We start from the raw sequence: 22,478 nt of genomic DNA, 5'->3' as shown, positions 1-22,478 counted from the left end.
CTCGGCAGAAACGTGCCTGCTCCGGATATTCATCCCAAAGGGTCGGGCCCCGCGGGCCGGCTCAGCGGTACGCGGCGACGGTCACCGAGGCGGTCACCTCGACCGGGTCGGACAGCTCCGCCAGCCGGGCGTCGAGCTGCTCCCGGTCGGTGTGCCAGGCGCTCGGCCCCATCGCGACGACCGTCCGCACGTCGGCGGCGGAGAGCCGCATCGGGAACTCGACCTCCCGCCGCTCGGCGGGCGCCAGGTAGGGGCCGAGCTTCTCCTCGATCCGGCGCTGCTTGTCCTCGTCCACCGACAGCAGGCCCAGGGCCCCGACGAGTTCGCGCAGGTGACGGGAGGTCGGCGAGACCAGCAGCAGGGTGCCGCCGGGGCGCAGCGCGCGGCGGATCTCCGGGCCGTTGCGCGGCGCGAAGACGTTGAGGACCAGCCCGGCCGAGGCGTCCCGCAGCGGCAGCGGACGCCAGGCGTCGCAGACCACGGCGCCGATCCGGGGGTGGGCCCGGGCGGCGCGGCGGAGCGCGAACTTGGAGATGTCGAGGGCGGCGCCGGGGTTGCCGGGCAGCGCGTCCAGGACGTGGGCGAGGTAGTAGCCGGTGCCCGCGCCCAGGTCGGCGACCAGCCCTTCGGGGGCCGCGGCGACGGCGGCGTCGGCGAGCGCGTCGGCGATCGGCCGGTAGTGGGCGGCGGCGAGGAAGTCGGTTCGGGCGGACACCATGTCGGCGGTGTCACCGGTGCCGGTGTGGGCGTCGCCGGCCAGCAGGCTGACGTAGCCCTGCTTGGCGAGGTCGAAGCTGTGCCCGGCCGGGCAGCGCAGCGTGCGCCCGCCGAGGGCCAGCTCCTGTCCGCAGTGCGGGCAGGCCAGGTAGCGCTCGATGTCCTGCAGCAAGGTCCGTCTTCTCTCGCCCGTCGGCCGTCGGCCGAGGGTTCCGGCCGGCCGAGGGCTCAAGCCTAACGACTGCCTGCGGGCCGTCCGCTCCGCCGGGCTAGGCCTTCACCCGGGCCGGGCCCCCGGCGCGGGACTGTCCGGGCGGTCCGGCGCCGGCCGTGCGCCGGGTGGCCGCGCCCTCGGCGGCCCGCAGGGCGAGTGCCGCGAGCGCCTCGGGGGCGCCGGCCTGACCCCGGATGCCGGGGAAGGCGTTGACGTCCACGATCAGTGGTTCGCCGGCGCCGTCGAGCAGGTCCACCCCGTACACGTCCAGGCGGAAGACCTCCCCGACCCGGCGGACCAGGTCGAGCCGGTCGGCGGGCAGGTCCGCGGGGGCGAGGGGCAGGGCGGGGCCGCGGTCGTCGGCGGCCAGCTCGGAGCGGCGGCGGGCGGCGAAGACCTGTCCGGCGATCACCCAGAGCTTCTGGTCCCAGCCGCTGTTGGCGGTGAAGGGCTGGACGACGACGGGCTCGTCCGGCCGGTCCCGGGCGAGCGCTTCCAGCCGGGCGAGGTCCTCGGCCTTGGCGACCAGGTCGTGGCGGCGGCTGTGCCTGCTCTTCACCACCAGCGGGAAGTCGGCCGCCGTGAGGCCGCCGGGGCCGGTGAGTTCGCCGATCGAGCCGGCGGTGCGGGTCGCCGCGAAGGGCAGGCCGGCCGTCTTCGCCAGCTCGGCCATCCTGGTGCGGTCCTGGCAGAGTTCGGTGGCCGCCGCCGAGTTGATCACGGGGGCGCCGAGGGCTTCCAGCCGGCGGGCCAGCGCGAGCGCCCGGGGTGTCCGGGCCTTCAGCAGGTAGACGTCGGCGAGCCGGGCCGCGTCCGGCCAGGCCGGGTCGGCGGTGCCGGGGTCGAGCGCTTCGACCTGGTGCCGGGGGGTCAGCAGGGCGGTGGTGGCCGCCAGCAGCGGGTGTCCGGGCTCCGGTGTGAGCAGGCAGATCCTCATGCTCCGCCGACCGGCGCCGCGGCCTGCGCGGCCACCCCCGTGCGCGCGGAGGCGCCGGTGTGCGTGCCGGCGTGCGCCGATGCCCCGGCCACGGTCGCCGTGACGTCCTCGGGGTGCGCCGGCTGGTCGGCCTGCGCCGAGAGCTGGGCGGGCAGTCGGGCGGGCAGGCCGGTCGGCAGGTCGACGCCGTTCCCGCCGGCCAGCTGCAGGACGGCCCGGGCGACCCGGGACACCGCGTCCGGGACCTGCCGGAAGCTGGGGAAGTCGTTGATGTCGACCACCATCGGCCCGTCCGGCCCGAGCAGTACGTCGACGCCGTAGAGGTCGAGACCGAAGACGGTGCCGACCTCGGTGACTATCCGCTCCACCTCGCGACCGAGCGGCACCTGGCGCTCCCGGACGGGCCGGCCGGGGTGCAGCGGCGAGGACCGCTCGGTCGCGTACAGCTCACCGCCGACGCAGTAGACCTTGAGGTCGGTGCCGGAGTTCGGCACGTACGGCTGGGCGATCAGGAGGCCTTCGCCGGCCAGCTCCGGTCCGAGTTCGGCCAGGTGACCGGGGGTCGGGACGAAGCGCACCGCCCGGCCGGAGCTGCCGTCCGCGGGCTTGACCACCAGCGGGAACTCGGACTCCGGGATCTCCGCCAGGCGCTCCCAGCGGGCGGCCGCGTACGTGACCGGGACGGGCAGGCCGCTGTTGCGGGCGATCACCGAGGCGAGTGCCTTGTCCCGGACGCCACGGATCGAGCGGGCGTCGTTCACCGTGGTGAGGCCGACGGCCGCGGCGGCCTCCAGCAGGGTGAGTCCGGGGCCGCCGGAGACCGTCTTGAGCACCCAGGCGTCGTGACTGCCCGCCCGGACCGCCTCGGAGACCGCGAGCAGCGAGTTCCCGGGACGCAGCACATCCACCTGGTGACCCCAGGCGGTGAGCCGGCGGACGACGTCCAGCGGCATACCGTCGTGGCGGTAGTGCTCCTCCACCAGGAAGCAGAGTCTCATCGGTGTTCCCCGTTTTCCCCACCCGAACGTCCGCCGATCCGGTCCGGCGGAGTTGGTGACGCCCCAGGATGCCACGCGCCGTCAACGCAAGATCGCCCGGACTGTAAGCATTCGGCAACAGTAGGCCCGAAATGCCCGGGCTGAACAGAGCGGCCCGGGCCGCCGGTCCGGTCCCGAAATCGGTGGCAGGAGCAGAACAAGCGCTGCTTGGATGCTCGCTGTGACTTCACAGAACCCCGAACAGCAGCAGCTCGACCCGCACCGCCGCCACCAGCAGGCCCTGCTGGCCGAGCTGGACGAGTTCTACGACGCGGTGCCGCGCAAGGGCGCCCGCGCCGAGGACTTCGGCCCGCTCACCCTCTTCGTCCGTGAGGGCGAGGGCTGGCCCTTCTACGCCCGGCCCACCCTGGGCTGGACCGGCGCCCCCGCCACCGCGGACGACGTCCGCCGGGTGCTCGCCAGGCAGCGCGAACTCGGGCTGCCGGAGAGCTTCGAGTGGGTGGCCGAGCACACCCCGGGCCTGCGGACCGCGATCGAGCAGGCCGGACTGGCCGTCCACGAACACCCGTTGCTGGTCCTGCCCGAGGAGCAGGGCGACGGGCCGGCGGCCGACCGGCTGCCCGACGGCGTCCGGGCCCGCGTCCTCGACGCCGACGACCCCGCGCTCGCGAGCGCCGTCGCCGCACCCAACCTGGCCTTCGCCGAGCCCGGCACGGCGCTCGGCACGGCCGGGCCCGCCGAGCTGGCCGCAGCGGTCCTGCAGGCCGTCGCCGACGGCGCGGTCGAGCGGACGGCCGCCCGGATCGGGGCGGGCGTGGCCGCCGTCGCGGCGGTCGTCGAGGACGGCTCCGCGCTGTGCTCGGGCCAGTACCAGCGGGTGGGCCCGGTCTGCGAGATCGTCGGGGTGGGCACCTTGCCGTCGGCGCGCCGGCGCGGGCTCGGACTCGCCGTCACCTCGGCGCTGGTGGCGGACGCCCGGGCGCGCGGCGTGCGGACGGTCTTCCTCTCGGCGGCCGACGAGGACGTGGCGCGGATCTACCGCCGGGCCGGGTTCCGTAACACGGCGACCGCGTTGATCGCCGAGCCGAAGGCCTGAGCCCCGGGGCGGGCGGCCGGTCGAACCGGCCCGCCGTCCGCCGCGGGCACGTCGGGCGACCGCCCGGGCCGGGCGGCTCCCCCGGCGCGGACCGGCTCCGGTGTTCAGTCGGAGTCCTCGTCGTCCTCGCCGCTGACCTCTTCCTCCTCGGCCTCGTCCACCACCCAGGCGGCCAACCGCTCGGACACCCCGGAGACGCCGATCTTGCCCTCCCGGATGGCCCGCGCGAGGCTGCGTACCTCGCGCGCGGTGGTCGCCACGGTGCAGCCGCTGGCCACCAGGTAGGCGTAGGCGGCGGCGGTGGCGAAGAGTTCGTTCGTACGCTCCAGGGCCGGTACCCGGATGAGCTGGTGCATCAGGGCCGCGGCGCGGTCCTGCGGCTCGGGGTAGACGGCGATGTCGAAGATCTCGGCCTGGTGTCGGGCGACCGCGGCCAACAGCGATCCGTAGTCGGTGACCTGGGGGTCACCCGGGGTGTACTGCTCCGCGGTCATGAGCAGCCACGAGAGGTCGATCTCCAGGTTCAACGGCGCACCTCCTGGAGGTCGGCCGGGGAGCGGTCCCCGAACTCGGCCAGGAACGCCGTCTCGTACTCCTTCATGAACTGCGCCGCCGAGTCGACGAACAGCCGCCCGGCCTCGCCCATGTCCTGTTGCACGAGCCTTTCGATGTACTGGTTCATGCTGATCCCCTGCTGCTCCGCCCGCTCGCGGGCCATCTCCGCGGTGGTCGCGTCCACCCGTACGTTCAGCTGCTTCTTGGCCATACCTTCAAGCTAGCGCCGAACTGCTAGCACAACAAGAGCGCACGCGCACCGCCCCCGCGCCCTCCCGGCAACACCCGCGCCGTACCCCGCGCCGCACCTCTCCCGCGACTGCGCCGTCCCCTCCGTCATGCCCCGGAACGAGCCGGGCCACGCCGACCGGTGACCGAAAACCGCCCCGGGGCCCGCGCGGCGATCGGACGGCGACGGCGGGCCGGTCCGGCCGGGGTTCCGAATACGTCCGGGAATTCGGCGGCCCGGCACGGAATCTCGTCCGCAGGAGTGCTGCTTTCCGTGCCACATTCCCGTTGTCACGACCGAACAATTCGCGCTCGACGGCGCCCATCCGCACCGTGGCATCCTGTTCGGCCACGAAAGGACGAGTTCGGCATCACCCACCGGGTTCGGAATGGAACATTCCCCGGGAACGCCCGGCGTGGTCGCCGCCGGCATCTCCGCCCGGCCTGCCGTCAGCCGCCCCGAGGGTTGTCGCCGCCTCCGGGGCAGCCGCGCCGTACGTCGTCGGCCACCCCGGACGGCAGACTCAGTCCGTGGTGTACCCCTGCAGGTCGACGACCGCGTCGAGGCTGCCGCCGTAGGAGTTGTCCAGGAGGATGCAGCCGTCGGAGCCCACCGGGACCAGGGTGGCATTGGCCACCGTCTGCCCCTCCTGGTAGTTGAGGTTCGACGTGTCCCTGGTCATCATCCCCGGGTAGGACACCCGGACGTGGCCGCTGCCGACTGTGCCCGTCGCGGTCACGTTCACCAGGACAGCCCGGACGTCCGCCGGGATTGCGCCCACCCCCGCGACCTTCAAGGTCCGCCAGGCACCGGGGGTGAGCCGGGCCGGCTCTCCCCCGGTGCCGTTGCGGGTGTCGAGCAGCCGGGTCGGGGCCACCGGAGTGAAGTAGCCGGTGGACCCCCACGGGTAGCTGTTGGTCGCCACGAACCCCTGAAGATCGGCCACCAGGTCGGAGTCCCCTGCGCTGTTGAAGAGGTTCACCGTTCCGTCCGGGCCGAGCGGCACCGTCACCAGACTCGAACTGGTCCTGCCAGGAGTGAAGTTGAGCGTGGACGTGTCCGGGCGGGCGCTGCCGCCCGGATAGGCGGCCACGAAGCCCGTGCCGGTGGGGTCGGTCACCGTCAGGTTGAGCACCGCCGCACTGCGGCCGGCCGGCGGGGTGCTCGACAGCAGGTCCGTCGGCCTGATGGTGAGCACGCCGCCACCGTGGATCCGGGCCTGCGCGGCACCGGTTCCGTTACGGGTGTCCAGGACCCGCCTGGCGTCGCCGAGGGCGATCGTCGTCCCGGCGGCCGGATCGACGCTGGTCGGGGCGTAGTAGCCCTCCAGGTCGGCGATCAGGTCGACCGTCCCGACGTGGTTGTACAGGGAGATCCGGCCGTCGGGCCCGACCGGCACCGTGACCTGGTTGGGCACGGTCTGCCCGGGCGCGGTGTTCAGGTTGGACGCGGTCGGCCGGCCGGCACCGGAGGCGTAGGCCGTCACGAAGGTCGCGTCGGTGGGGTTGGTCGCCGTGAGGTTCAGGACGACGGCGGTGACGCCGCTCGCCGGTATCCCGCCCCGGCCCGCGACGGTCACCGTCACCACGCCGTCGGGCCCCACCTTCGCGCGGGCCGCGCCGGTGCCCGCGCGGGTGTCGAGCAGCCTGGCGGGCGCGGCCGGCACGAACACGCTGCCCACGGTGACGACCTGGCTGGCGCTGCCGGTGTTCCCGGCGGCGTCCCGGCTGGTCAGCGTGACAGTGTAGCGCCCCGGGGCGGCGTAGGTGTGCCGGGTGGAGTAGTAGGGCGAGTGCTCGGGGGCGGTGCCGTCGCCGAAGTCGAAGACGTTCTCGACGATGGTCGCCCCGCTCGTCGTCTGCTGCGAGGCGAGGATCGTGGGCGCGTTCGTCACCGGCCCCTGATAGCCGTCCCGCCAGATGTTCAGCTGTGTGGGCAGCGTGCCGCCCTGGTCGGCGGCGACGGCCGGCACGGGAAAGCCGACGGCCACGGCGGCCGTCGCGGCGAGTACGGCGACAGTGGCCGAATGAACCTTGCGCATGGATCCCCCCGGATTGATGACCTCCCGGACGGAGGCCACACGGAGGCCATCGTCGACCCTCCCTGCGACAGCCGGCACAGCCGGGGGCCGGTGCCGACAAGGGGGCAGGTCAACCGGGCACGGCGCTCCCGCGCCCCGGTCGCTCCGACCCCCGGAGTCACCCACGGTGAGACTTGAAGAATTCTTCATATTCATAGAACCTGTGAGCACCGGCAGCGAACCCCTCGGCCGGCGTGGAGGTCGGCGATGACGGCGATGTTCGACGAGGAGCTGCGCGAGCAGCTCGCCCGCGCCCGCGAGGAGCTGGCCGCCGCCCGGGCGGCCGGGGACGCCGACGGCGTCCAGGCGTACCTGGGGCGGATGGCCTCCCTGCTGAGGCTGGCCTCCCAGCACGGCATCAAGCTGCCGCACACCTCCGAAGAGGAACAGGGAGAGAGCTGACCATGCCGGTCCCGCTGTACCAGGCGAAGGCGGACTTCTTCCGCACCCTGGGCCACCCGGCCCGGATCCGGGTGCTGGAACTCCTCCAGGACGGCCCCCGTCCGGTGCGCGAACTCCTCGCCGAGATCGACATAGAGGCGTCCAGCCTCTCCCAGCAGCTCGCCGTCCTGCGCCGCACCCAGCTGGTCACCGCCACCCGCGACGGCAACACCGTGGTCTACGCCCTGAGCACCCCGGACGTGTCGGAGCTGCTCCGCACCGCCCGCAGCATCCTCACCGACATGATCACGGACCAGGGCCTGCTGCTGGACCAGCTCCGCGCCGACGACCTCGACCACGGCCACGCCACGGACACCGGCCGCCCCGGCACCGACAGGACGCTGCTCGCATGACCGACCCCGCGCCGGACGCCGTGACCGAGGCCATGGCAGGAGCCGGGGCCGGAGCCGTCACCGAGGCCCGGAACAACACCCCCGGCGACGCCCGGAACGACGAGAAGAGCCGTCGCCGGGCGATGACGATCCGCGCCGTGATCTACATCGCCGCGACCCACCTCTGGGCCGGATTCATGATCCTGATCTTCACCCTCGGCAAGCACTGACGGCGACGGCGCGAACGGAACGCGGCCTGCGGCGCGAGTGCGGCGCGAGTACGGCGCGAAGGAACGACCGCGTTCCCGCAGTCAGGGCGTCCGGCCCGCGGTCAGGTCGTTCGGCCCGCGGTCAGGTCGTTCGGCCCGCGGGACGCTTGCCCGCCCCGAGGGCGGTCTCGCTGTCCTGGCCGCCCCACCCGCCTGCGGCCCACCACAACAGGTGGACGCCGAACACCTCCCTGACGGTGTCCGCAACCCAGTCCTGGGCCGGCGGCTCCACGAGCACCAGGTAACGGCGGGCGGCGTTGGACGAGGAGACGTGGTCGACCTCCAGAAGACGGGCGGCCCCGGCCCGGATGTCGGGATAACCGACCTGGCCGGCGCCCAGCACCTCGTAGAGGAAGACGCCTCCCTCGCCGGCACGGCTGACATCGACGACGGGCGAGTCGGACGGGCGCAGCCCCGCCCACAGCAGGGCCGCCTTCAACTCGTGCCGCACCGCCTCGTGGGTGTTGCAGTTCCGGTCCGCCTCGGCGGCGGCCGTCAGCTCCTCCAGCAGGGTGGGGCTGGGAACGCCCCGCCTCTCCTGGGACGTCGGGCCGATTTCCTCGTACACGGGCTTGGCGTCCTTCGAGTCGGTCTCGCTGTGCTCGGGCTGGTGATGTTCTGGCGCTTCGTCGGCCTCTTCGTCGGCCTCTTCGTCGGCCTCTTGGTCCGGCAGGCTGTCGAGCACAGGCCCGACGCCCTGTCCCGGCCCGGACTCCGGACCGACGCCCGGTACGCTCCCGGAGTCGCGGACGAGCCCCCGGAGTTCCTCCAGCTGCTCGCGGGCCCGGGCCAGGGCTTCGGTCCAGCCGCTCCTCGGCAGTTCGGCGCGGAGCCGGTCGCCGAGGGCGGGGTCGGCCGCGGCGACCGCGTCGCGGGTCTGCTGGGCCAGATCCCGGAGGATCTCCAGGTGCGCCGCCTGCGGCGAGCCGAGCAACCGCCACACGGCGAGCCAGTCGGCCTTGTCCCGGCGCAGGCAGCGGGTCGCCATGCCCTTCAGCTCCGACAGCCGGGCCGCGGCGTCGGGCGGGAGGGTGTCGCCGTCGGCTGCGAGCTCGCCCAGGACGTCCAGCGCGGCCGCGTAGCGCGGTGCCATACCGACGGAAACGGGCCTGCGGCCGAACTCGCCGGCCACGACCAGGCTGGCCCGGCCTTCGTTGCGGAACACCCAGACGTCGAGTTCCGCCCCGACGGCCGGATCCGGGGAGCCGTGCCGGAGGTCGAGGACGAGGGTGCGCTCCAGCGCGGGCGCGAGCGCCCTGACCCGCCAGCGCGCGCCCGCGCCCCGGCCGAGGACCCGGACCCGGAGGGTGGTGCCGATCGCCGGTCCGGACCGGGTGTCGGCCTGGATCTCGGCCCGTTCCCGGGTGGGATCCACCTCGGCCGGGCTCTCGGCCGGGGCGTCGAACGCACTCTCCGCCGGGGCCCCGGCCCGCGGGGTCGAGTCCGGGGTGAGCACATCCGGGGTGAGCACATCCGGGGTGAGCGCATCCGGCAGTGGAGCGGTGTGGAGGACGGTCAGGGTCTGGGTGCTGCGGGTCAGCGCCACGTACAGACGGCGCAGGCCGGCGGGCCCCTCCCCGGCGACGGCCGTCGGGTCCAGGACCACGACATGGTCGAACTCCATGCCCTTGGCCTGTCCCGTGGCCAGGATCGCTACGGACCGCCGCCCCTCGGGGGTCAGGCCGTCCAGCCGGTCGAGCCGCTCACGCAGTTCGGCCGGCCAGGGAGAGTCGTCGGGCACGATGACGGCGATCGATCGTGGCGTCCGGCCGTCGGTGGTGGACACGAGCCGGGCGGTACGGGACACCGCCGCGTCCAGCAACTCCCCGGGCGTCGTCGGGACCAGCCGCACCGCCTCGTCCCCGGCCAGACGTACGGCACGCGGATACGGGAGCCCGGGCGCGACGGCGCGGGCCAGCGGGGCCACGAAGGCCATGATCTCGGCGGGTACGCGGTAACTGGTGTTGAGTTCCTCCACCTGCCACCCGCCCCGGTCCGCCAGGCGTCCGCCCAGCCGCTCCCAACTGGTGTACGCGTGCGGCCCGGTGGCCTGGGCCAGGTCGCCGAGCACGGTCATCGAGCCGGTCGGGCAACGCCTGCGCAGGGATCGTGCCTGCATCGGCGTCAGGTCCTGAGCCTCGTCGACGACGATGTGCCGATACCGCTGCGGGGTCTCACCGGCGAGCAGGAAGCGCAGTTCCTCCAGGCACACCAGGTCGTCGAGGGTCCACGGCTCCTCGGCCGCGCTGTCGGCCCGCGGCCTGCGCAGGGCGGCCTGCTCGGCGTCGTCCAACAGGCCGGAGGCGCATTCGCGAAGCCGGTCGGGCGAGTTGAGCAGGCTGCGCAGGGCTTCCTCGGGGCTCAGGGGCGGCCAGATCCTCTCGACGAGGAGGGTGACCTGCCGGTGCCGCTCCAGGTCCCGGCGGACCTTCGCGTCACCGCTGCGGCGGGCGGACCGGGCGAGTTCACCCAGCAGTCGGTCGACCACCAGGTCCCGGAACCGGTCCCGGCGGACGCGGTACGCACCGGGGCCGCCGCGGGCGTCACGAAGCAGGTCGAGCACCTCGGAGCGCGGCAGTCGGAGCGTCGTACTGCCGACGAGGACGGCGAGGGCCGCCTCGTCCCGCTCGTGGGAGGGCGCGACGGTGAGGGTGTCCACGGCGTCGGGCCGGCATTCGCCCTCCACCCGCCGACGCAGCACGTCCGCCATCCGCTCGTCCGACTTGACCAGCCGGGCCCGGGCGGAGTCGGTGCCGCGGGCGGTGCCCTCCCAGAGGCGGGAGAGCCGCACCGCGGTGATGTCGCGGGTGCCGAGGGTCGGGAGGACCCGCTCGACGTACTCCAGGAAGCTCTGGTGCGGCCCCACCACCAGGATGTCCTCCGGGCGGAAGTGCTTGTTGTCGACGAGCCAGGTCACGCGGTGCAGGCCGACCGCGGACTTACCGGTGCCCGGGCCGCCCTGGATCACGAGGACGTCCGCCGGCGAGCCGGTGACCAGGGCCATCTGGTCGCGCCGGATCGTCTCGACGATGTCCCGCATCCGCCCGCTGCGGGAGCGGCGGAGCTCGCGGAGCAGGAACTCGTCCACCTGCTGGGGCTTCCCCGCGCGCGGCCGGGAGCCGTCGCGCGGCGAGGGGACGGCCGTTGCTGCGGTGGGCCGGCCGACGACGTTGCCGCCGGTGGCAGTCCCGTGGTCGGTGAGCGCATCATCGGCGCTCCCGGTGACTGTCGCCTCGTCGAAGGCATCCTCGGCGCCGTCCTCGGACATCCCGGCCGGGAGGATCTCGTCCCGGTAGTCCTCGACCGTGCGCCCGGTGCAGCGCAGGCTCCGGCGCAGGCGGACGTCTCCGGGCGCGTCGGGCCGCGCGGTGCGCCAGCGCTCGGCCAGCGGGTTCGTCCACGAGACGACCACCTGGTCACTCGTCGCGACGTCGAAGACCGTCCGCCGCCCGACGTACCAGGTCTCCGGCTCGGCCTCGGCGGGCTGCTGCGAGTCGACCCTCATGATCACCAGCGCCTCGTCGCCCAGGCCGTCGTACTTCTCCGTCCTGGCCTCGGCCTCCGCCCGGGTCGCGATCGAGTCCTTGCCGCTCGCCGACGCCGTGGCGGGCGACCGGGCGGTCATCTCGGCGAGGCTGGCCTCATAACAGTCGTACGCGCGGTCGACGGCCTTTTGCTCGATGGCGACAACCGCCTGCCGTGATGTCGTGCCCACGTACTCCCTCTCCTGACAGTGCGCGATCACGCCGCAACGGATCGTGCTCGCTCCATGTCAAAGGAGTATGCAGACATCGACTGACAGTGAGCGGGTGAATTCTCGGCGCAGCCGGAACTGAGACGGCTTCGATACATCAGGCCCCGCCCCTCGCAGTGCAGTTGCCCCCGCGAGGCCCGTCGGCCGCGCCGGGCAGCGGCCGCTTCCGGGCACGACCGTTCTCCCGCGCCGCCCCGTGCACCGGCCGGCCGCACCGGGGCCCGGTCGGCCGGGAGCCGGTGCGGCTCGCACCCACCTGTAAGAACCTGGAAGAAAGAACCACCAACCCTCCCTCCCACCGCAGTTCACCCACAAGGGTGAACTGCTTGCGAGGACGGGAGACGGGCGGCTAGGTTCGCCCCGACAATCGGAGCACCGGACTCGAAAGCTCCGGAGAGACAGACGGCCCCCGCCGGGACGGCAATCCCGAACGAGGGCCTGACCAAGCAGGAAGTAGTAGCTTCCCCATGGCTGGACCGCATTCTAACGCGCTGTCGCGCGCCCGCAGCGGGGCGCCGACCTCCGGCGTGCTGCACATCCGCACCCGGCTCACCGCCAACTTCACCGTCGTCGCCAACGCGCTCGCCCAGCGGCGCGGCAGCGCGGTCACGGTCGGGGTCGCGGTGTACATCCTCTCCCTGCCGGACGGCGCCCCCGTCAGCATCGCCGCGCTGCGCGCGCACTTCACCGAGGGCGAGATCGTCATCTCGCGGGCACTGCGCGACCTGGAGACGGCGGGCTTCCTGGAGCGCCGCCGCGAGCGCCTGTCCGGCGGCCTGATCCGCACCAGAACGTACGCCTACGACCTCCCCGGCCGGGGACAACCGGCCCCGGCACCGGCCCGCGCAGCGGTCCCCGCCCCGGCCCCGGCACCACGGCCGACACCGCCGCCCGTACGCGATGCCTCACCCTTCCCCGTACGGTCACCCGCACCCGTCCCGGTGCCCCTACCCGTCCCGGTGCCCCTACCCGTCCCGGTGCCCGCACCCGTCCCGGTGCCGCTGTCCGCCGAGGCCGAGGCCGAGGCCGAGGCCGATCCGCAAGCCGTCTCCGTGCTCGCCTCACTGCGCACCCACGACCCCCGCCTGATCGTCTCCCAGCGGGACGTGGCCCGACTCGCCCCCGCCGTCACCCGGTGGATCACCCGGGGCATCGGACCTGCGGAGATCATCAGCCACCTCACCACCGGACTGCCGGAGCACTTCCGCGCCCGCCCGGCCGGCCTACTGGCCCACCGCCTCTCCGAAGTCCCGCTCCCCGTAGGCACGTTGCCACCCGGCAGAGCCGTCCTGCCCTGGCAGACCTGCGACGGCGGCTGCGAACGTGCCTTCCGCGGCGCCGATCCGGGCCGCTGCCGCGACTGCGCATCGACCGACCCCGCCGCAGTCCTGCGGGAGCTGCCGGGTGCGGCCTGCTGAAGGCGTCACGCCCGGGCCCCGGCGACCTGGGCGATGTGCCAGGCCTCCAGGTGAGCCAGGCAGTCGTCGCACACCCGGACCGGAACATGCACGCCCTCACGGGCCAACACCCCGACCTCGGTCACCTCCTGAAGCCGGACGCAGCCGAAGCAGCGCCCCGGCTCCCCCCGCCCCACGTCCGCCGGCGCCTCACCCGTACGCCCGGCGCGCACCGGCCCGCCGCACCCCGTCGTACCCCCGGCCTCGCACCCGCCGCACCATCGCCGAAGGCCGGCAACGGCCCGGGTATGCCGGTCCCGTTCCTCCCGGTCCACCGCCCCGGCCTCCCCGTCCGTCACCGCGTCGCTCCACCCGTACACCGGCTCGCAGACCGAAACCCCGGCCGTCATCGCCATGGCGAAGGTCAACAGCGCGACCAGCAGCGTCGTACCGGGCGGCCCGTCCCGCAGCGTCTTCACGGCTGCCAGTGACAGCCCCGCAGCGACCGGCACGACCACGGCGGCCATCATCACGCCCACCCGCCCCCGGGCCCCGCGCGCGACCCTCATGCCGTCCCGTCCTCGACCGCGCCGGAACCGGCCACCGGCCCGATGTGCTCGGGTCGTACCGTCCACTCGACCCCGCCGCCCGCCGGCCGCAAGTAGACCTGGCCGCCCTGGGTCGCCATGTAGACACCGTCCAGCCGGCGCCTGTGATCGCGTACCGTCTCGCCCTCGCGGGGCTGGTACGGCGTCCTCGCGTCAGCACCCACCGCGCACCGCCCTGTCGTCCTCGTCCGTCCAAGGCGCAACCTGGCGCAACCGGCGCAGTCGCAGGTGTCCGAGCACCCGGACGGTGACCAAGTCGTCCACCACGTCGACCACTTCCGCTCGGCAGCGCGGCGCCGCCGGATCGGTGATCTCCCAGTCCGGGGGGACGACCGCAACACTTCGGCCGGGCTCGGGGAGCCAACCGGTAGCGCACATGCCTGATATGTCCTTCCATCAAGAATTCAGGAAAATATCCGAGCGGATACCTCTCCTGCCTGCCTGTGGCTATCGTTGCCGTACAGACCTTTGGTCGACAGGGGGATGACGTTGACTTCCCTGAATGTCAATGGATTTGGAGCCATCCATGGCATATGCCGAAACACTTGATCCCGCGTCCTCCGTACTGGCGTTCTACGCAACGGATCTGCGCAGGCGTCGTGAGTCCTCAGGCCTGACGCAGCGCGCCCTGGCCGGGAAGGCCCTCATGGCGCCGTCGCTGCTCAACAAGATCGAGGCCGGGCGCAGGCTGCCGACCAAGGACCTGTCGGAGGTCGCCGACACGGTGTTCGGAACGGTGGACCACTTCCAGCGACTCTGGCCGCTGGTCATCAAGTACGCCTATCCGGCGTGGTTCAGGCCGTATGTCGACCTGGAGGAGGCGGCCACGGTCATCCGGTCGTTCCAAGTGCAGGTCGTGCCCGGACTTCTCCAGACCGAGGACTACGCACGGGCGATTCTGGCCGCCCGGCGGTTGGACGAAGAGGCCGTAGCCGAGCAGGTGGCAGCCCGACTTCAGCGCCAGAACATCCTGGACGGGACGAACCCGCCCGAGCTATGGGTCGTCCTGGACGAGAACGTGCTGCGTCGCCGTCCCGCCGGCGCGGAAATGATGAGAGCGCAACTGGAAAGTCTGATCACTGCTGCAGACAGGCCGCGAACCGTAATTCAGGTGATCCCACTCAGCGCAGGCATTCACGCCGGAGTCGGAGGCCCGTTCGCCACCCTTACTCTCGATGAAGGACCGAGTGTCGTCTACGTGGACGGTTTCCTTCAGGGGCAGATCCTGGCCGATCCGACGCAAGTGAAGGCGGCGGCGCGCGCATATGATCTGCTCACGGCCGTTGCCCTGCCGCCTGACGCGTCGATCGAGCTGATCGCCGCCGCCGCCAAGGAGTTGAGATGACCAGCAACGCGAACACTCTCCCCGTCACCTGGCACAAGAGCACCCGCAGCAGCGACAACGGCGGTGACTGCGTCGAGGTCGGCACCGGCATCCCCGCCATGACGCCCGTCCGGGACTCCAAGGACCCCGCCGGACCGGCCCTGCTCTTCCCCGCCCACGCCTGGCAGGCCTTCGTCACCGCCACCACCGCCGACAGCCTCGACGCCGTCTGATCCACCGGGCCCCGGAGCCGACCTGGCCGGTGGGCGTCCCGGCGGACACCCACCGGCAGGCGGATTCAGGGCTGCTTGACCAGACGGGCGAGCACGCCGCCGTCCGCCGTGAAGACCGTGACCGTCGGCGTCATGCCGTTCCCTGCGCCGCCGGCGACGAAGGCACACCAGCCCGGCTCGCCCGCCAGTACGACCACCTGGGCGTCGACGCTCCGGCCGCCGAGGGTCACCGTCACCCGGGCTGCCGGTCCGGCTCCCCGGTAGAGGCCCACGGCCAGCGCGGACGGGCCGTCGCCGAGGACGGCCACCGTGATCTCCCCCGGCGGCACCTGGTCCGCCCGGATGCTCCACGGGGTGCCGCCGCCCGTTACCGGTGCGGAGATCTCCGCGCCCTGCGCCGTCAAGGTCAACTCCCGCCCGCCGCCGATGTCGTACGGCTGACCGACGGCCCGGACGGCAACGGCGGGGCCCAAGGCCGAGGCGGCCGAGGCGGCCGGGAGGGCCGGGGCGGACGACACCGGGGCGGCCTGACCGGCGTCCCGGGCGGTCGGCCCCAACAGCAGGCCTGCGGCCCCGCAGAGCGGCACCAGGACGGCCACCGACAGAACCGTACGGACGGTCCGGCGGCGGCGTCGCATCACCCGGCCGCTCCGCAGCACCGCGTCCACGGGGGCGGTGCCCACCGGCATCGTGTCGGCGGCCTGGCGCAGCGCCGAGGCAAGCCCCTCGCTCCGGTTCATCGGGTGGTCTCCGTCCTGGATTCGGGGTGGGGGTGCCGGCCGACGGCGTCGGCCAGGGCGCCGTTCTCGCGCAGTCGGGCCAGCGCGCGGGAGATCTGGCCGCGCACGGTACCCACCCTGGTCCCGAGGACCGCCGCGACCTGGGCGTGGGTCATGTCCTCGAAGTAGCAGAGGACCACGGCGGCGCGCTGCCGCGCCGGGAGTCCGGCCAGCGCGGCCACCAGCACGCCGTGCTCCGCCACCCGGGCGGTCTGGTCGGCCACCGGGGAGTGCGGCAGCCGGTCGGTGAGCCACTCGCGCGCGGTCCGGCGCCGGAAGCGGTCGATGTGCTGATGGACCATGATCTGGCGGACGTACGCGGCCACGTCGTCACTGCGCCGCACCCGGCTCCACTTGGAGTAGGCCGTCGCGAGGGCGCCCTGGGCGAGGTCCTCGGCGTCGTGGTGGCTGCCGGAGAGCAGGTACGCGGTGCGCAGCAGGCTCGGCCAGCGGTTGCCCATGAAGGCCCGGAACTCCTCGTCGGCGCTGTCACCGCCGGGGGACGTCCGGGATGTCGGCGGGCCGGGGTCGCGGCCGGGGTCACTGGGCAAGGTTCCTCACGGCGGGCTGCGGGTGGTGCCGCCGGGCGGGCCCGGCGGCACCACGGTCGGGTTCGTCGGCGGGCTACTTCTTGGCGAAGCCGGCGAGCACGGCGCCGTCCGCGCCGTAGGCGGTGACGGTGGGGGTGGACACACTGGGAGCGGCGGCACCCGGGATCTCGACGTGGAAGGCGGCCCAGCCGGGGTTCCCCGGCAGGCTCACCACGTGCGCCTCCACCGGCGTGCCGCCGAGGGCCACCGTGACGCGGTCCACCGCCCCGACACCGCGGTACATACCGACGACCAGGGCGGAGGTCGCGTCCCCCGAGACGGTCAGCGAGATCCGGCCCTCCGGCAGGTCCGCGACCTTGGCACTCCACGAGCCGCCGGGCGCGCCGGCCTCCTTGGCCACCACGTTCTCCGAGCCGTGGTCCAGCCAGAGGCTCAGGCCCCGGCCGATCTCCACGCCCTGGTGGGGCTGCAGCACCTGCACGTGGCCGCCGGCAGCAGGGGCCGCCACCGGGGGAACCGTCGCGGAGGGCGAGGGGGCGGCGGAGGGCGAGGCTGCGGCGGACGGGCCGCCCGAACCGGTCGAGGCGAAGGCCGCCCCACCACCGGCCGCCAGCACGAGGGCCGCGGCAAGGCCGAGGACGGCACGGACGGGCGGGCGCAGGGCGCGGGCACCGATGTTCGGCATCTGGAACTCCTGGAAGCAGAAAGGCGGATGGGGTCCCATCCACCCTCCAGACGGCAGCCGCGACCGGAAACGCTGCCCGTGCTGCGAAGAAATCTCACCGGCCCCCGCCCGTGCCGTCCGGGCCGACCCTGCGGTGGAATCTGCCGGCGGAACGACCTGCCGTGTGCGGGACGTGCGCGGATGTGCGACGGCACGGAGGGGCGAAGACCCCGTGCGGGGCCTTCGCCCCTCGTCTTCGCCCCTCAGGGGGTCAGGCGGCTTCGGTGGGGAGGCCGGCCTCGACCCAGTCCTGGATGCCCTCGCGGTACTTGCGGACGTCGGTGTAGCCGAGGGCGGTGAGCCGGTCGGCGACCTGTCCGCTGTTGGGGCACGCCGGGTTGGAGCAGTAGGTGACGATCGCAGCGTCGCGGTCGGGGAGCAGGGCGGGCGCCTGGGCGTCGACGTCGGCCGGGATCAGTGCCAGCGCGCCGGGCAGGTGCTGCTGGGCGTAGTACTCGCCGCCGAGCGCGTCGACGACGGTGACTCCGTGCGCCTTGATCGCCGCTGCCAGCTCGTCGCGGGTGATGAGTGCGGTCATGCCACTGCCTCCAAAGGAATCGGACTACAGTCCTGTTATGACTCACGACAGTAACGGACCGCAGTCCGTTTCGGCAATGCCGTTGGAACTGCTGCGTACACCGCCGCCCAAGGAGCGCGCGGACGCGACCCGCAACCGGGCCGCGGTACTGGAAGCGGCCGCCAGACTGTTCGCCGAGCAGGGCGTCGAGGCGGTCTCCATGGATCAGGTGGCCGCGGCCGCCGGCGTCGGCAAAGGCACCCTGTTCCGCCGCTTCGGCGACAAGTCGGGGCTGGCCGCCGCGCTGCTGGACGCCCGCGAGCGTGTGCTGCAGGAGGCGATCCTGCACGGGCCGCCCCCACTCGGCCCCGGAGCCCCGGCCGACGAGCGCCTGACCGCCTTCGTCGACGCCTACTTCGACTACCTGCTGGAGCATCTGGCGCTGGTCCGGATGTCCGAGACCGCCACCCCCGGCGCCCGGTACCGGATCGGGGCCTACCGGTTCTGGCACCGCCATGTGGCGCTCCTGCTCACCGCCGCACCCGACCCCGACCACACCGCACACGCCCTGCTCGCCGCCCTGGCAGCCGACCACGTCGCCGCCCTCCTGCCGGAACTCGGCGAACAGCGGATGCGCAGCGGCCTGCTCCGCCTCGCCCGCGCGGCCATGTGACATCCCGTCCCGCCGACCGGGGCCGGCCGACCCACGGCCCCCGCCCGCCCGCCCGCGTTCCCAGCCGCCGCGGCCCCGCAACGACAGCGGGCGGTGGGCGAAACCTCCGCCCACCGCCCGCCCGTCGTACTGCGCCCTACCCCGCGTTACGCGACCGGCTCGCCGATCGGCTCCAGGATGGCCACGCACTCGAAGTGGTGGGTCATCGGGAACAGGTCGAAGGCCCGCAGCGAGACCGGCCGGTAGCCGCCCTCGCGGAAGAACGCGAGGTCGCGGGCGAGCGCGGCCGGGTCGCAGGCCACGTACGCGATCCGGCGGGCCTGCAGGCCGACCAGGTGGGCGACCGTCTCACGGCCGGCGCCGGCCCGCGGCGGGTCCAGGACGACCAGGTCGGTGGCGGTGATCCCGGTCCGCGGGAGCAGGCTCTCGACCTTGTCGCACTCGATCCGGACGTTCTCCAGCGCCGCCAGGTTGTGCCGGGCGTCGACCACGGCCTGCTTGCCGGACTCGATGCCGAGCACCGCGCCCTCCTCGCCGACCCGGTCGGCCAGCGCACCCGCGAACAGGCCCACGCCGCAGTACAGGTCCAGCGCGTTCTCGCCGTACTGCGGGTCGAGACCGTCCAGGACGGCGTTCACCAGCGTGTCGGGGGCCTCCGGGTGGATCTGCCAGAAGCCGCCGTTGCTGACCCGCCAGGTGCGGCCCACCGCGACCTCACGGACGAAGGTGCGGCCGTGCACGCGGTGGAAACCCTCGTGCTCGTCGATCCGGGAGATCGAGACCGGCTTGTCCAGCTCCACGATCGGCAGCTGGGCGCCGGGGCGCGGGACGAGCACCACCTGGCGGTCCGAGGAGCCGGTGGCGGCGATCGCGTCGACCGAGGCCACCCCCGGCCACTCGCGGGACTCGATGCCGAGCTCGGTGACCCCGGGCGCGGCGATCAGGCAGCGGTCGATCGGCTGCAGGTCGTGCGAGCGGTGCTTGCGCAGGCCGACCTTGCCGGTGGCCGGGTCGACCGCGTACTGGACGCGGCTGCGCCAGGCGGGCACCTCGCCGGCCGGGAGCTTGCCGCCCACCGGCTCGACGCTGCCGTCCCAGCCGGCCTCGACCGGAGTGAGGCCGGCCAGCTTGGCCAGCTGCTCGGTGAGGACCTGCACCTTGAGCTTGCGCTGGCCGCCCGGGGTGACGTGCTGCCAGTCGCAGCCGCCGCACTTGCCGGGGCCGGAGAACGGGCAGGGCGGGGTGATCCGGTCCTTGGCGGGCTCCAGGATCTCCACCGCGTCGGCCCGCAGGAAGCGCGACTTGGTGGTGCCCTCGGTGACCTGGGCGATCACCTTCTCGCCGGGGAGCGCGTGGCGGACGAACAGCACCCGCCCCTCGTACCGGGCCACGCAGTGGCCGCCGCCGTGCGCGACGGCGCCGACCTCGACCTCGTACCGCTCGCCGACCAGCGGGTCGCCGCCCGGGCCGCGGGGGGCCGGCTCGGCCTTGGGTGCCTTCGGGGTGCGGAGCAGCTTCGGCGCCTTGACCGTCTGCTTGCGCGGGCCTGCGGGCCGGCCGCCGCGCGACTGGTCACCGGCGGGCTTGGCACCGGTCGGCTTGGCACCTCGGGGCTTGTCACCCTTCGGCGCGCCGGCTCCGGCCTTGCCGGCAGCACCCTTGGCGGGCCGGGGCTCGTCCACCCGGGGCGGCTCGCCCGGCGCCAGCGGCGCGGTCTGAGCGGTGAAACCGTCACGGTCGGTGGCGGCCGGGCGCTCGATCCTGGAGGACCAGCGCGGCCGGGCGACCTGACCGGGCTTGGCGCCCTTGCGGGGCTGGCCCGACTTGCCGTTGGAGCGGGGCGGGGTGTTGCGGGTCACTTGGTGGTGTCCTTGCCGGTGTCAGCGGGGCCGTCGGAGGTGCCCGGGGTGGAGGAGCCGGAGGAGCCGGCCGAGGTGCCCGAGACATTCGACTTTACGGCCTGCGGCCGCCTCGGCTCACCGCGTCGGACCGCGCCCGGCGCCGACCAGGCCTTCTGCGGCTTGCGCCGCTCCGAGGACTCCAACTGCCACGGCACCGAGGTCACCATCACGCCCGGCTTGAACAGCAGCCGGCCCTTGAGGCGCAGCGCGCTCTGGTTGTGCAGCAGGTGCTCGTACCAGTGGCCGACCACGTACTCGGGGATGTAGACCGAGACCACGTCGCGCGGGCTGCTGCGGCGCAGGTTCTTGACGTAGTCCAGCACCGGGCCGGTGATCTCGCGGAACGGCGAGTCCAGCACCTTGAGCGGTACCTCGATGCCGCGCTCGTCCCATTCCCGGCGCAGCGCCTCGGTGTCCGCCGGGTCGACGTTGACCGAGACCGCCTCCAGGGTGTGGGCGCGGGCCAGCCGGGCGTACGCGAGGGCGCGCAGGGCCGGCTTGTGGAGCTTGGAGACCAGCACGATGGCGTGCACCCGGGTGGGCAGCACGACGTCGTCGGGCTCCTCGGCGGCGACCAGCTCCCGGGAGACCCGGTCGTAGTGGCGGCGGATCGCCTTCATCAGCACGAACAGCGCGACCATGGTGGCGATGGCGATCCAGGCGTGGCTGATCTTGGTGGCCAGCACCACGATCAGCACGGCCGAGGTCATCACCAGGCCGAAGGCGTTGATCGCCCGGCTGCGCTGCATGTGGGCGCGCTTGGCCGGGTCGGTCTCGGTGCGCAGCAGCCGGGTCCAGTGCCGGATCATCCCGGACTGGCTCATGTTGAACGAGACGAAGACGCCGACGATGTACAGCTGGATCAGCCTGGTCGGGTCGGCGTCGAAGGCGACGATGAAGAGGATCGCGGCCAGCGCCAGCAGGATGATGCCGTTGGAGAAGGCCAGCCGGTCACCGCGGGTGTGCAGCTGGCGCGGCAGGTAGCGGTCCTGGGCGAGGATCGAGCCGAGCACCGGGAACCCGTTGAAGGCGGTGTTGGCGGCCAGCACCAGGATCAGGCCGGTGACGGCGGCGATGAAGTAGAAGCCGGGCGTGAAGTTCGAGAAGACGGCCTCGCTGATCTGGGCCAGCGCGGTCTTCTGGTGGTAGTCGGCGGGCGCGCCGACGAGCTGCTCGGCCGGGTTCTCGGCCATCTGCGTACCGGTGAGGTGGGCCAGGTAGATGATGCCCATGAACATCACCACGGCGAAGCCCGCCATCATCAGCAGGGTGGTCGCGGCGTTCTTGCTCTTCGGCTTGCGGAAGGCCGGCACGCCGTTGCTGATCGCCTCGACGCCGGTCAGCGCCGCACAGCCCGAGGAGAAGGCCTTGAGCAGCAGGAACACCAGGGCGAACCCGGCCAGCGACTCGTTGCCGGGCGTGGCCTCCAGGTGGAATCCGGCGCTCTCGGCCGGCATGTCGGCGCCGAAGACCAGGTGTCGGACCAGGCCGTAGCCGACCATGCCCATCACGCCGACCATGAAGGCGTAGGTGGGGATGGCGAAGGCGCTGCCCGACTCGCGGACGCCGCGCAGGTTCATGCCCATCAGCACGATCACCAGCGTGACCGACAGGCCCAGCTCGTGCCCGCGCAGCGAGGGGACGGCGGAGACGACGTTCGCCACGCCCGAGGTGGTCGAGACGGCGACGGTGAGGATGTAGTCGACGAGCAGCGCGCTCGCGACCACCAGGCCCGACTTCGGGCCGTGGTTCACCGTGGCGACCTCGTAGTCGCCACCGCCGCTCGGGTAGGCGTGCACGTTCTGCCGGTACGAGGCGACCACCGCGAGCATCACGATGGCGACGACTACGCCGATCTGCCACGAGAAGTGGATCGCCGAGGCACCTGCCAGGGAGAGGGTGAGCAGGATCTCCTCGGGCGCGTACGCCACCGAGGAGAGCGCGTCCGAGGCGAACACGGGCAGCGCGATGCGCTTCGGGAGCAGAGTTTCCCCGAGCTTGTCGCTCCGCAGGGCACGCCCGATCAGGATGCGTTTCGGAAGGTCAGTCGGCATAGGCACGGTAAGGAATCGTAGGGGGTACTCACGGGCGAGTCCGACGTACGTCCCCCCCTTCGTCGGGACTGTGTTCGGGAGACCGGCTAGCGTGT

The 22,478-nt window shown here is 73.2% G+C and carries 24 protein-coding genes; 8 read left to right on the top strand and 16 right to left on the bottom strand.

Translation table 11 applies throughout. From position 1 onward, the window contains the following. Positions 1–61: 61 nt before the first annotated feature. The 3 genes from OG689_RS27125 to OG689_RS27115 form a co-directional block, all read right to left on the bottom strand. A complete protein-coding gene (locus OG689_RS27125; RefSeq protein WP_266323477.1) occupies positions 62–889 on the bottom strand; it encodes a putative RNA methyltransferase in 828 nt (275 codons plus the stop codon). A 97-nt stretch (positions 890–986) separates the two neighbouring features. Beyond that, entirely contained in the window at positions 987–1,868 is an 882-nt protein-coding gene (locus tag OG689_RS27120; protein ID WP_266323476.1) for an alpha-L-glutamate ligase, read from the bottom strand. After that, positions 1,865–2,866, bottom strand: a complete 1,002-nt coding sequence (locus OG689_RS27115; protein WP_266323475.1) for a hypothetical protein — start codon at positions 2,864–2,866, stop codon at positions 1,865–1,867. Before OG689_RS27115 ends, OG689_RS27120 begins: the two co-directional genes overlap by 4 nt. A 220-nt stretch (positions 2,867–3,086) precedes the next feature. Here OG689_RS27115 and OG689_RS27110 point away from each other — a divergent pair, with 220 nt between their 5' ends. Further along, positions 3,087–3,962, top strand: a complete 876-nt coding sequence (locus tag OG689_RS27110; RefSeq protein WP_266323474.1) for a GNAT family N-acetyltransferase — start codon at positions 3,087–3,089, stop codon at positions 3,960–3,962. Positions 3,963–4,066: 104 nt separating this feature from the next. On the opposite strand, the gene OG689_RS27105 is transcribed toward OG689_RS27110, so the two are convergent. The 3 genes from OG689_RS27105 to OG689_RS27095 all read right to left on the bottom strand — a co-directional run bounded on the left by OG689_RS27105 (position 4,067) and on the right by OG689_RS27095 (position 6,787). Continuing rightward, the gene (locus tag OG689_RS27105; RefSeq protein ID WP_073927858.1) at positions 4,067–4,489 is read right to left on the bottom strand and encodes a fic family toxin-antitoxin system, toxin component; all 423 of its coding nucleotides are present in this window, start codon (positions 4,487–4,489) and stop codon (positions 4,067–4,069) included. Then, positions 4,486–4,728, bottom strand: coding sequence for a toxin-antitoxin system HicB family antitoxin (locus tag OG689_RS27100; protein ID WP_190210064.1), 243 nt, complete (start codon positions 4,726–4,728; stop codon positions 4,486–4,488). Before OG689_RS27100 ends, OG689_RS27105 begins: the two co-directional genes overlap by 4 nt. 541 nt (positions 4,729–5,269) lie before the next feature. Further along, on the bottom strand, positions 5,270–6,787 hold the full coding sequence (locus tag OG689_RS27095) for a PKD domain-containing protein (RefSeq protein ID WP_266323473.1): 1,518 nt from the start codon (positions 6,785–6,787) through the stop codon (positions 5,270–5,272). A 246-nt stretch (positions 6,788–7,033) separates the two neighbouring features. Here OG689_RS27095 and OG689_RS27090 point away from each other — a divergent pair, with 246 nt between their 5' ends. The 3 genes from OG689_RS27090 to OG689_RS27080 are packed head-to-tail and all read left to right on the top strand — an operon-like array spanning position 7,034 to position 7,829. Then, entirely contained in the window at positions 7,034–7,228 is a 195-nt protein-coding gene (locus tag OG689_RS27090) for a hypothetical protein (RefSeq protein ID WP_266323472.1), read from the top strand. A gap of 2 nt (positions 7,229–7,230) precedes the next feature. Then, complete coding sequence (locus OG689_RS27085) at positions 7,231–7,620, top strand: metalloregulator ArsR/SmtB family transcription factor (RefSeq protein ID WP_266323471.1); 390 nt, start codon at positions 7,231–7,233, stop codon at positions 7,618–7,620. After that, the gene (locus OG689_RS27080; protein ID WP_266323470.1) at positions 7,617–7,829 is read left to right on the top strand and encodes a DUF6126 family protein; all 213 of its coding nucleotides are present in this window, start codon (positions 7,617–7,619) and stop codon (positions 7,827–7,829) included. The genes OG689_RS27085 and OG689_RS27080 overlap by 4 nt, the downstream gene beginning before the upstream one ends. Positions 7,830–7,950: 121 nt before the next feature. Here the strand turns inward: OG689_RS27080 and OG689_RS27075 are convergent, their stop codons facing one another. Continuing rightward, positions 7,951–11,583, bottom strand: coding sequence for an ATP-binding domain-containing protein (locus tag OG689_RS27075; protein WP_266323469.1), 3,633 nt, complete (start codon positions 11,581–11,583; stop codon positions 7,951–7,953). A gap of 506 nt (positions 11,584–12,089) precedes the next feature. On the opposite strand from OG689_RS27075, the gene OG689_RS27070 reads away from it, so the two are divergent. Continuing rightward, positions 12,090–13,040, top strand: a complete 951-nt coding sequence (locus OG689_RS27070) for a hypothetical protein (RefSeq protein WP_266323468.1) — start codon at positions 12,090–12,092, stop codon at positions 13,038–13,040. A 5-nt stretch (positions 13,041–13,045) separates the two neighbouring features. Here OG689_RS27070 and OG689_RS27065 read toward each other — a convergent pair whose 3' ends face one another. From OG689_RS27065 to OG689_RS27055, 3 genes are all read right to left on the bottom strand, one after another. Beyond that, positions 13,046–13,588, bottom strand: a complete 543-nt coding sequence (locus OG689_RS27065) for a hypothetical protein (protein ID WP_266323467.1) — start codon at positions 13,586–13,588, stop codon at positions 13,046–13,048. Then, the gene (locus tag OG689_RS27060; protein WP_266323466.1) at positions 13,585–13,707 is read right to left on the bottom strand and encodes a hypothetical protein; all 123 of its coding nucleotides are present in this window, start codon (positions 13,705–13,707) and stop codon (positions 13,585–13,587) included. The genes OG689_RS27065 and OG689_RS27060 overlap by 4 nt, the downstream gene beginning before the upstream one ends. Before the next feature lie 73 nt (positions 13,708–13,780). Beyond that, positions 13,781–14,005, bottom strand: coding sequence for a hypothetical protein (locus OG689_RS27055; RefSeq protein WP_266323465.1), 225 nt, complete (start codon positions 14,003–14,005; stop codon positions 13,781–13,783). A 148-nt stretch (positions 14,006–14,153) separates the two neighbouring features. On the opposite strand from OG689_RS27055, the gene OG689_RS27050 reads away from it, so the two are divergent. Together OG689_RS27050 and OG689_RS27045 are read left to right on the top strand one after the other, a co-directional pair. Further along, the gene (locus OG689_RS27050) at positions 14,154–14,972 is read left to right on the top strand and encodes a helix-turn-helix transcriptional regulator (RefSeq protein WP_266323464.1); all 819 of its coding nucleotides are present in this window, start codon (positions 14,154–14,156) and stop codon (positions 14,970–14,972) included. After that, the gene (locus OG689_RS27045) at positions 14,969–15,184 is read left to right on the top strand and encodes a DUF397 domain-containing protein (protein ID WP_266323463.1); all 216 of its coding nucleotides are present in this window, start codon (positions 14,969–14,971) and stop codon (positions 15,182–15,184) included. The genes OG689_RS27050 and OG689_RS27045 overlap by 4 nt, the downstream gene beginning before the upstream one ends. 65 nt (positions 15,185–15,249) lie before the next feature. Here OG689_RS27045 and OG689_RS27040 read toward each other — a convergent pair whose 3' ends face one another. The 4 genes from OG689_RS27040 to OG689_RS27025 form a co-directional block, all read right to left on the bottom strand. Further along, entirely contained in the window at positions 15,250–15,924 is a 675-nt protein-coding gene (locus OG689_RS27040) for a hypothetical protein (RefSeq protein WP_266323462.1), read from the bottom strand. Beyond that, positions 15,921–16,514 (bottom strand): SigE family RNA polymerase sigma factor, encoded by a 594-nt coding sequence (locus OG689_RS27035; protein ID WP_266323461.1) that lies wholly within the window; start codon positions 16,512–16,514, stop codon positions 15,921–15,923. The genes OG689_RS27040 and OG689_RS27035 overlap by 4 nt, the downstream gene beginning before the upstream one ends. Positions 16,515–16,587: 73 nt before the next feature. After that, complete coding sequence (locus OG689_RS27030; protein WP_266323460.1) at positions 16,588–17,199, bottom strand: hypothetical protein; 612 nt, start codon at positions 17,197–17,199, stop codon at positions 16,588–16,590. Positions 17,200–17,449: 250 nt separating this feature from the next. Further along, positions 17,450–17,776 (bottom strand): rhodanese-like domain-containing protein, encoded by a 327-nt coding sequence (locus OG689_RS27025; protein WP_266323459.1) that lies wholly within the window; start codon positions 17,774–17,776, stop codon positions 17,450–17,452. 37 nt (positions 17,777–17,813) lie between these two features. On the opposite strand from OG689_RS27025, the gene OG689_RS27020 reads away from it, so the two are divergent. Beyond that, positions 17,814–18,428, top strand: coding sequence for a TetR/AcrR family transcriptional regulator (locus tag OG689_RS27020; protein WP_266323458.1), 615 nt, complete (start codon positions 17,814–17,816; stop codon positions 18,426–18,428). Between the two features lie 146 nt (positions 18,429–18,574). Here OG689_RS27020 and OG689_RS27015 read toward each other — a convergent pair whose 3' ends face one another. After that, entirely contained in the window at positions 18,575–19,879 is a 1,305-nt protein-coding gene (locus OG689_RS27015; protein WP_266327457.1) for a class I SAM-dependent RNA methyltransferase, read from the bottom strand. Positions 19,880–20,283: 404 nt separating this feature from the next. Beyond that, positions 20,284–22,389, bottom strand: a complete 2,106-nt coding sequence (locus tag OG689_RS27010; RefSeq protein WP_266323457.1) for an APC family permease — start codon at positions 22,387–22,389, stop codon at positions 20,284–20,286. Positions 22,390–22,478: the final 89 nt, after the last annotated feature.

The sequence above is a fragment of the Kitasatospora sp. NBC_00240 genome, assembly GCF_026342405.1.
Lineage (GTDB): Bacteria > Actinomycetota > Actinomycetes > Streptomycetales > Streptomycetaceae > Kitasatospora.
The sequence above is the reverse complement of the archived record's forward strand: the minus strand, read 5'-3'. Positions and strand labels throughout refer to the sequence as shown.

Coding starts and splice junctions, on each gene's coding strand:
- OG689_RS27095 (WP_266323473.1), bottom strand. CDS start 6,787: ATGCGCAAGGTTCATTCGGCCACTGTCGCCGTACTCGCCGCGACGGCC.
- OG689_RS27060 (WP_266323466.1), bottom strand. CDS start 13,707: ATGGCGACCCAGGGCGGCCAGGTCTACTTGCGGCCGGCGGGCGGCGGG.
- OG689_RS27055 (WP_266323465.1), bottom strand. CDS start 14,005: ATGTGCGCTACCGGTTGGCTCCCCGAGCCCGGCCGAAGTGTTGCGGTC.
- OG689_RS27090 (WP_266323472.1), top strand. CDS start 7,034: ATGACGGCGATGTTCGACGAGGAGCTGCGCGAGCAGCTCGCCCGCGCC.
- OG689_RS27120 (WP_266323476.1), bottom strand. CDS start 1,868: ATGAGGATCTGCCTGCTCACACCGGAGCCCGGACACCCGCTGCTGGCG.
- OG689_RS27115 (WP_266323475.1), bottom strand. CDS start 2,866: ATGAGACTCTGCTTCCTGGTGGAGGAGCACTACCGCCACGACGGTATG.
- OG689_RS27030 (WP_266323460.1), bottom strand. CDS start 17,199: ATGCCGAACATCGGTGCCCGCGCCCTGCGCCCGCCCGTCCGTGCCGTC.
- OG689_RS27065 (WP_266323467.1), bottom strand. CDS start 13,588: ATGAGGGTCGCGCGCGGGGCCCGGGGGCGGGTGGGCGTGATGATGGCC.
- OG689_RS27025 (WP_266323459.1), bottom strand. CDS start 17,776: ATGACCGCACTCATCACCCGCGACGAGCTGGCAGCGGCGATCAAGGCG.
- OG689_RS27050 (WP_266323464.1), top strand. CDS start 14,154: ATGGCATATGCCGAAACACTTGATCCCGCGTCCTCCGTACTGGCGTTC.
- OG689_RS27100 (WP_190210064.1), bottom strand. CDS start 4,728: ATGGCCAAGAAGCAGCTGAACGTACGGGTGGACGCGACCACCGCGGAG.
- OG689_RS27070 (WP_266323468.1), top strand. CDS start 12,090: ATGGCTGGACCGCATTCTAACGCGCTGTCGCGCGCCCGCAGCGGGGCG.
- OG689_RS27045 (WP_266323463.1), top strand. CDS start 14,969: ATGACCAGCAACGCGAACACTCTCCCCGTCACCTGGCACAAGAGCACC.
- OG689_RS27085 (WP_266323471.1), top strand. CDS start 7,231: ATGCCGGTCCCGCTGTACCAGGCGAAGGCGGACTTCTTCCGCACCCTG.
- OG689_RS27040 (WP_266323462.1), bottom strand. CDS start 15,924: ATGAACCGGAGCGAGGGGCTTGCCTCGGCGCTGCGCCAGGCCGCCGAC.
- OG689_RS27020 (WP_266323458.1), top strand. CDS start 17,814: ATGACTCACGACAGTAACGGACCGCAGTCCGTTTCGGCAATGCCGTTG.
- OG689_RS27080 (WP_266323470.1), top strand. CDS start 7,617: ATGACCGACCCCGCGCCGGACGCCGTGACCGAGGCCATGGCAGGAGCC.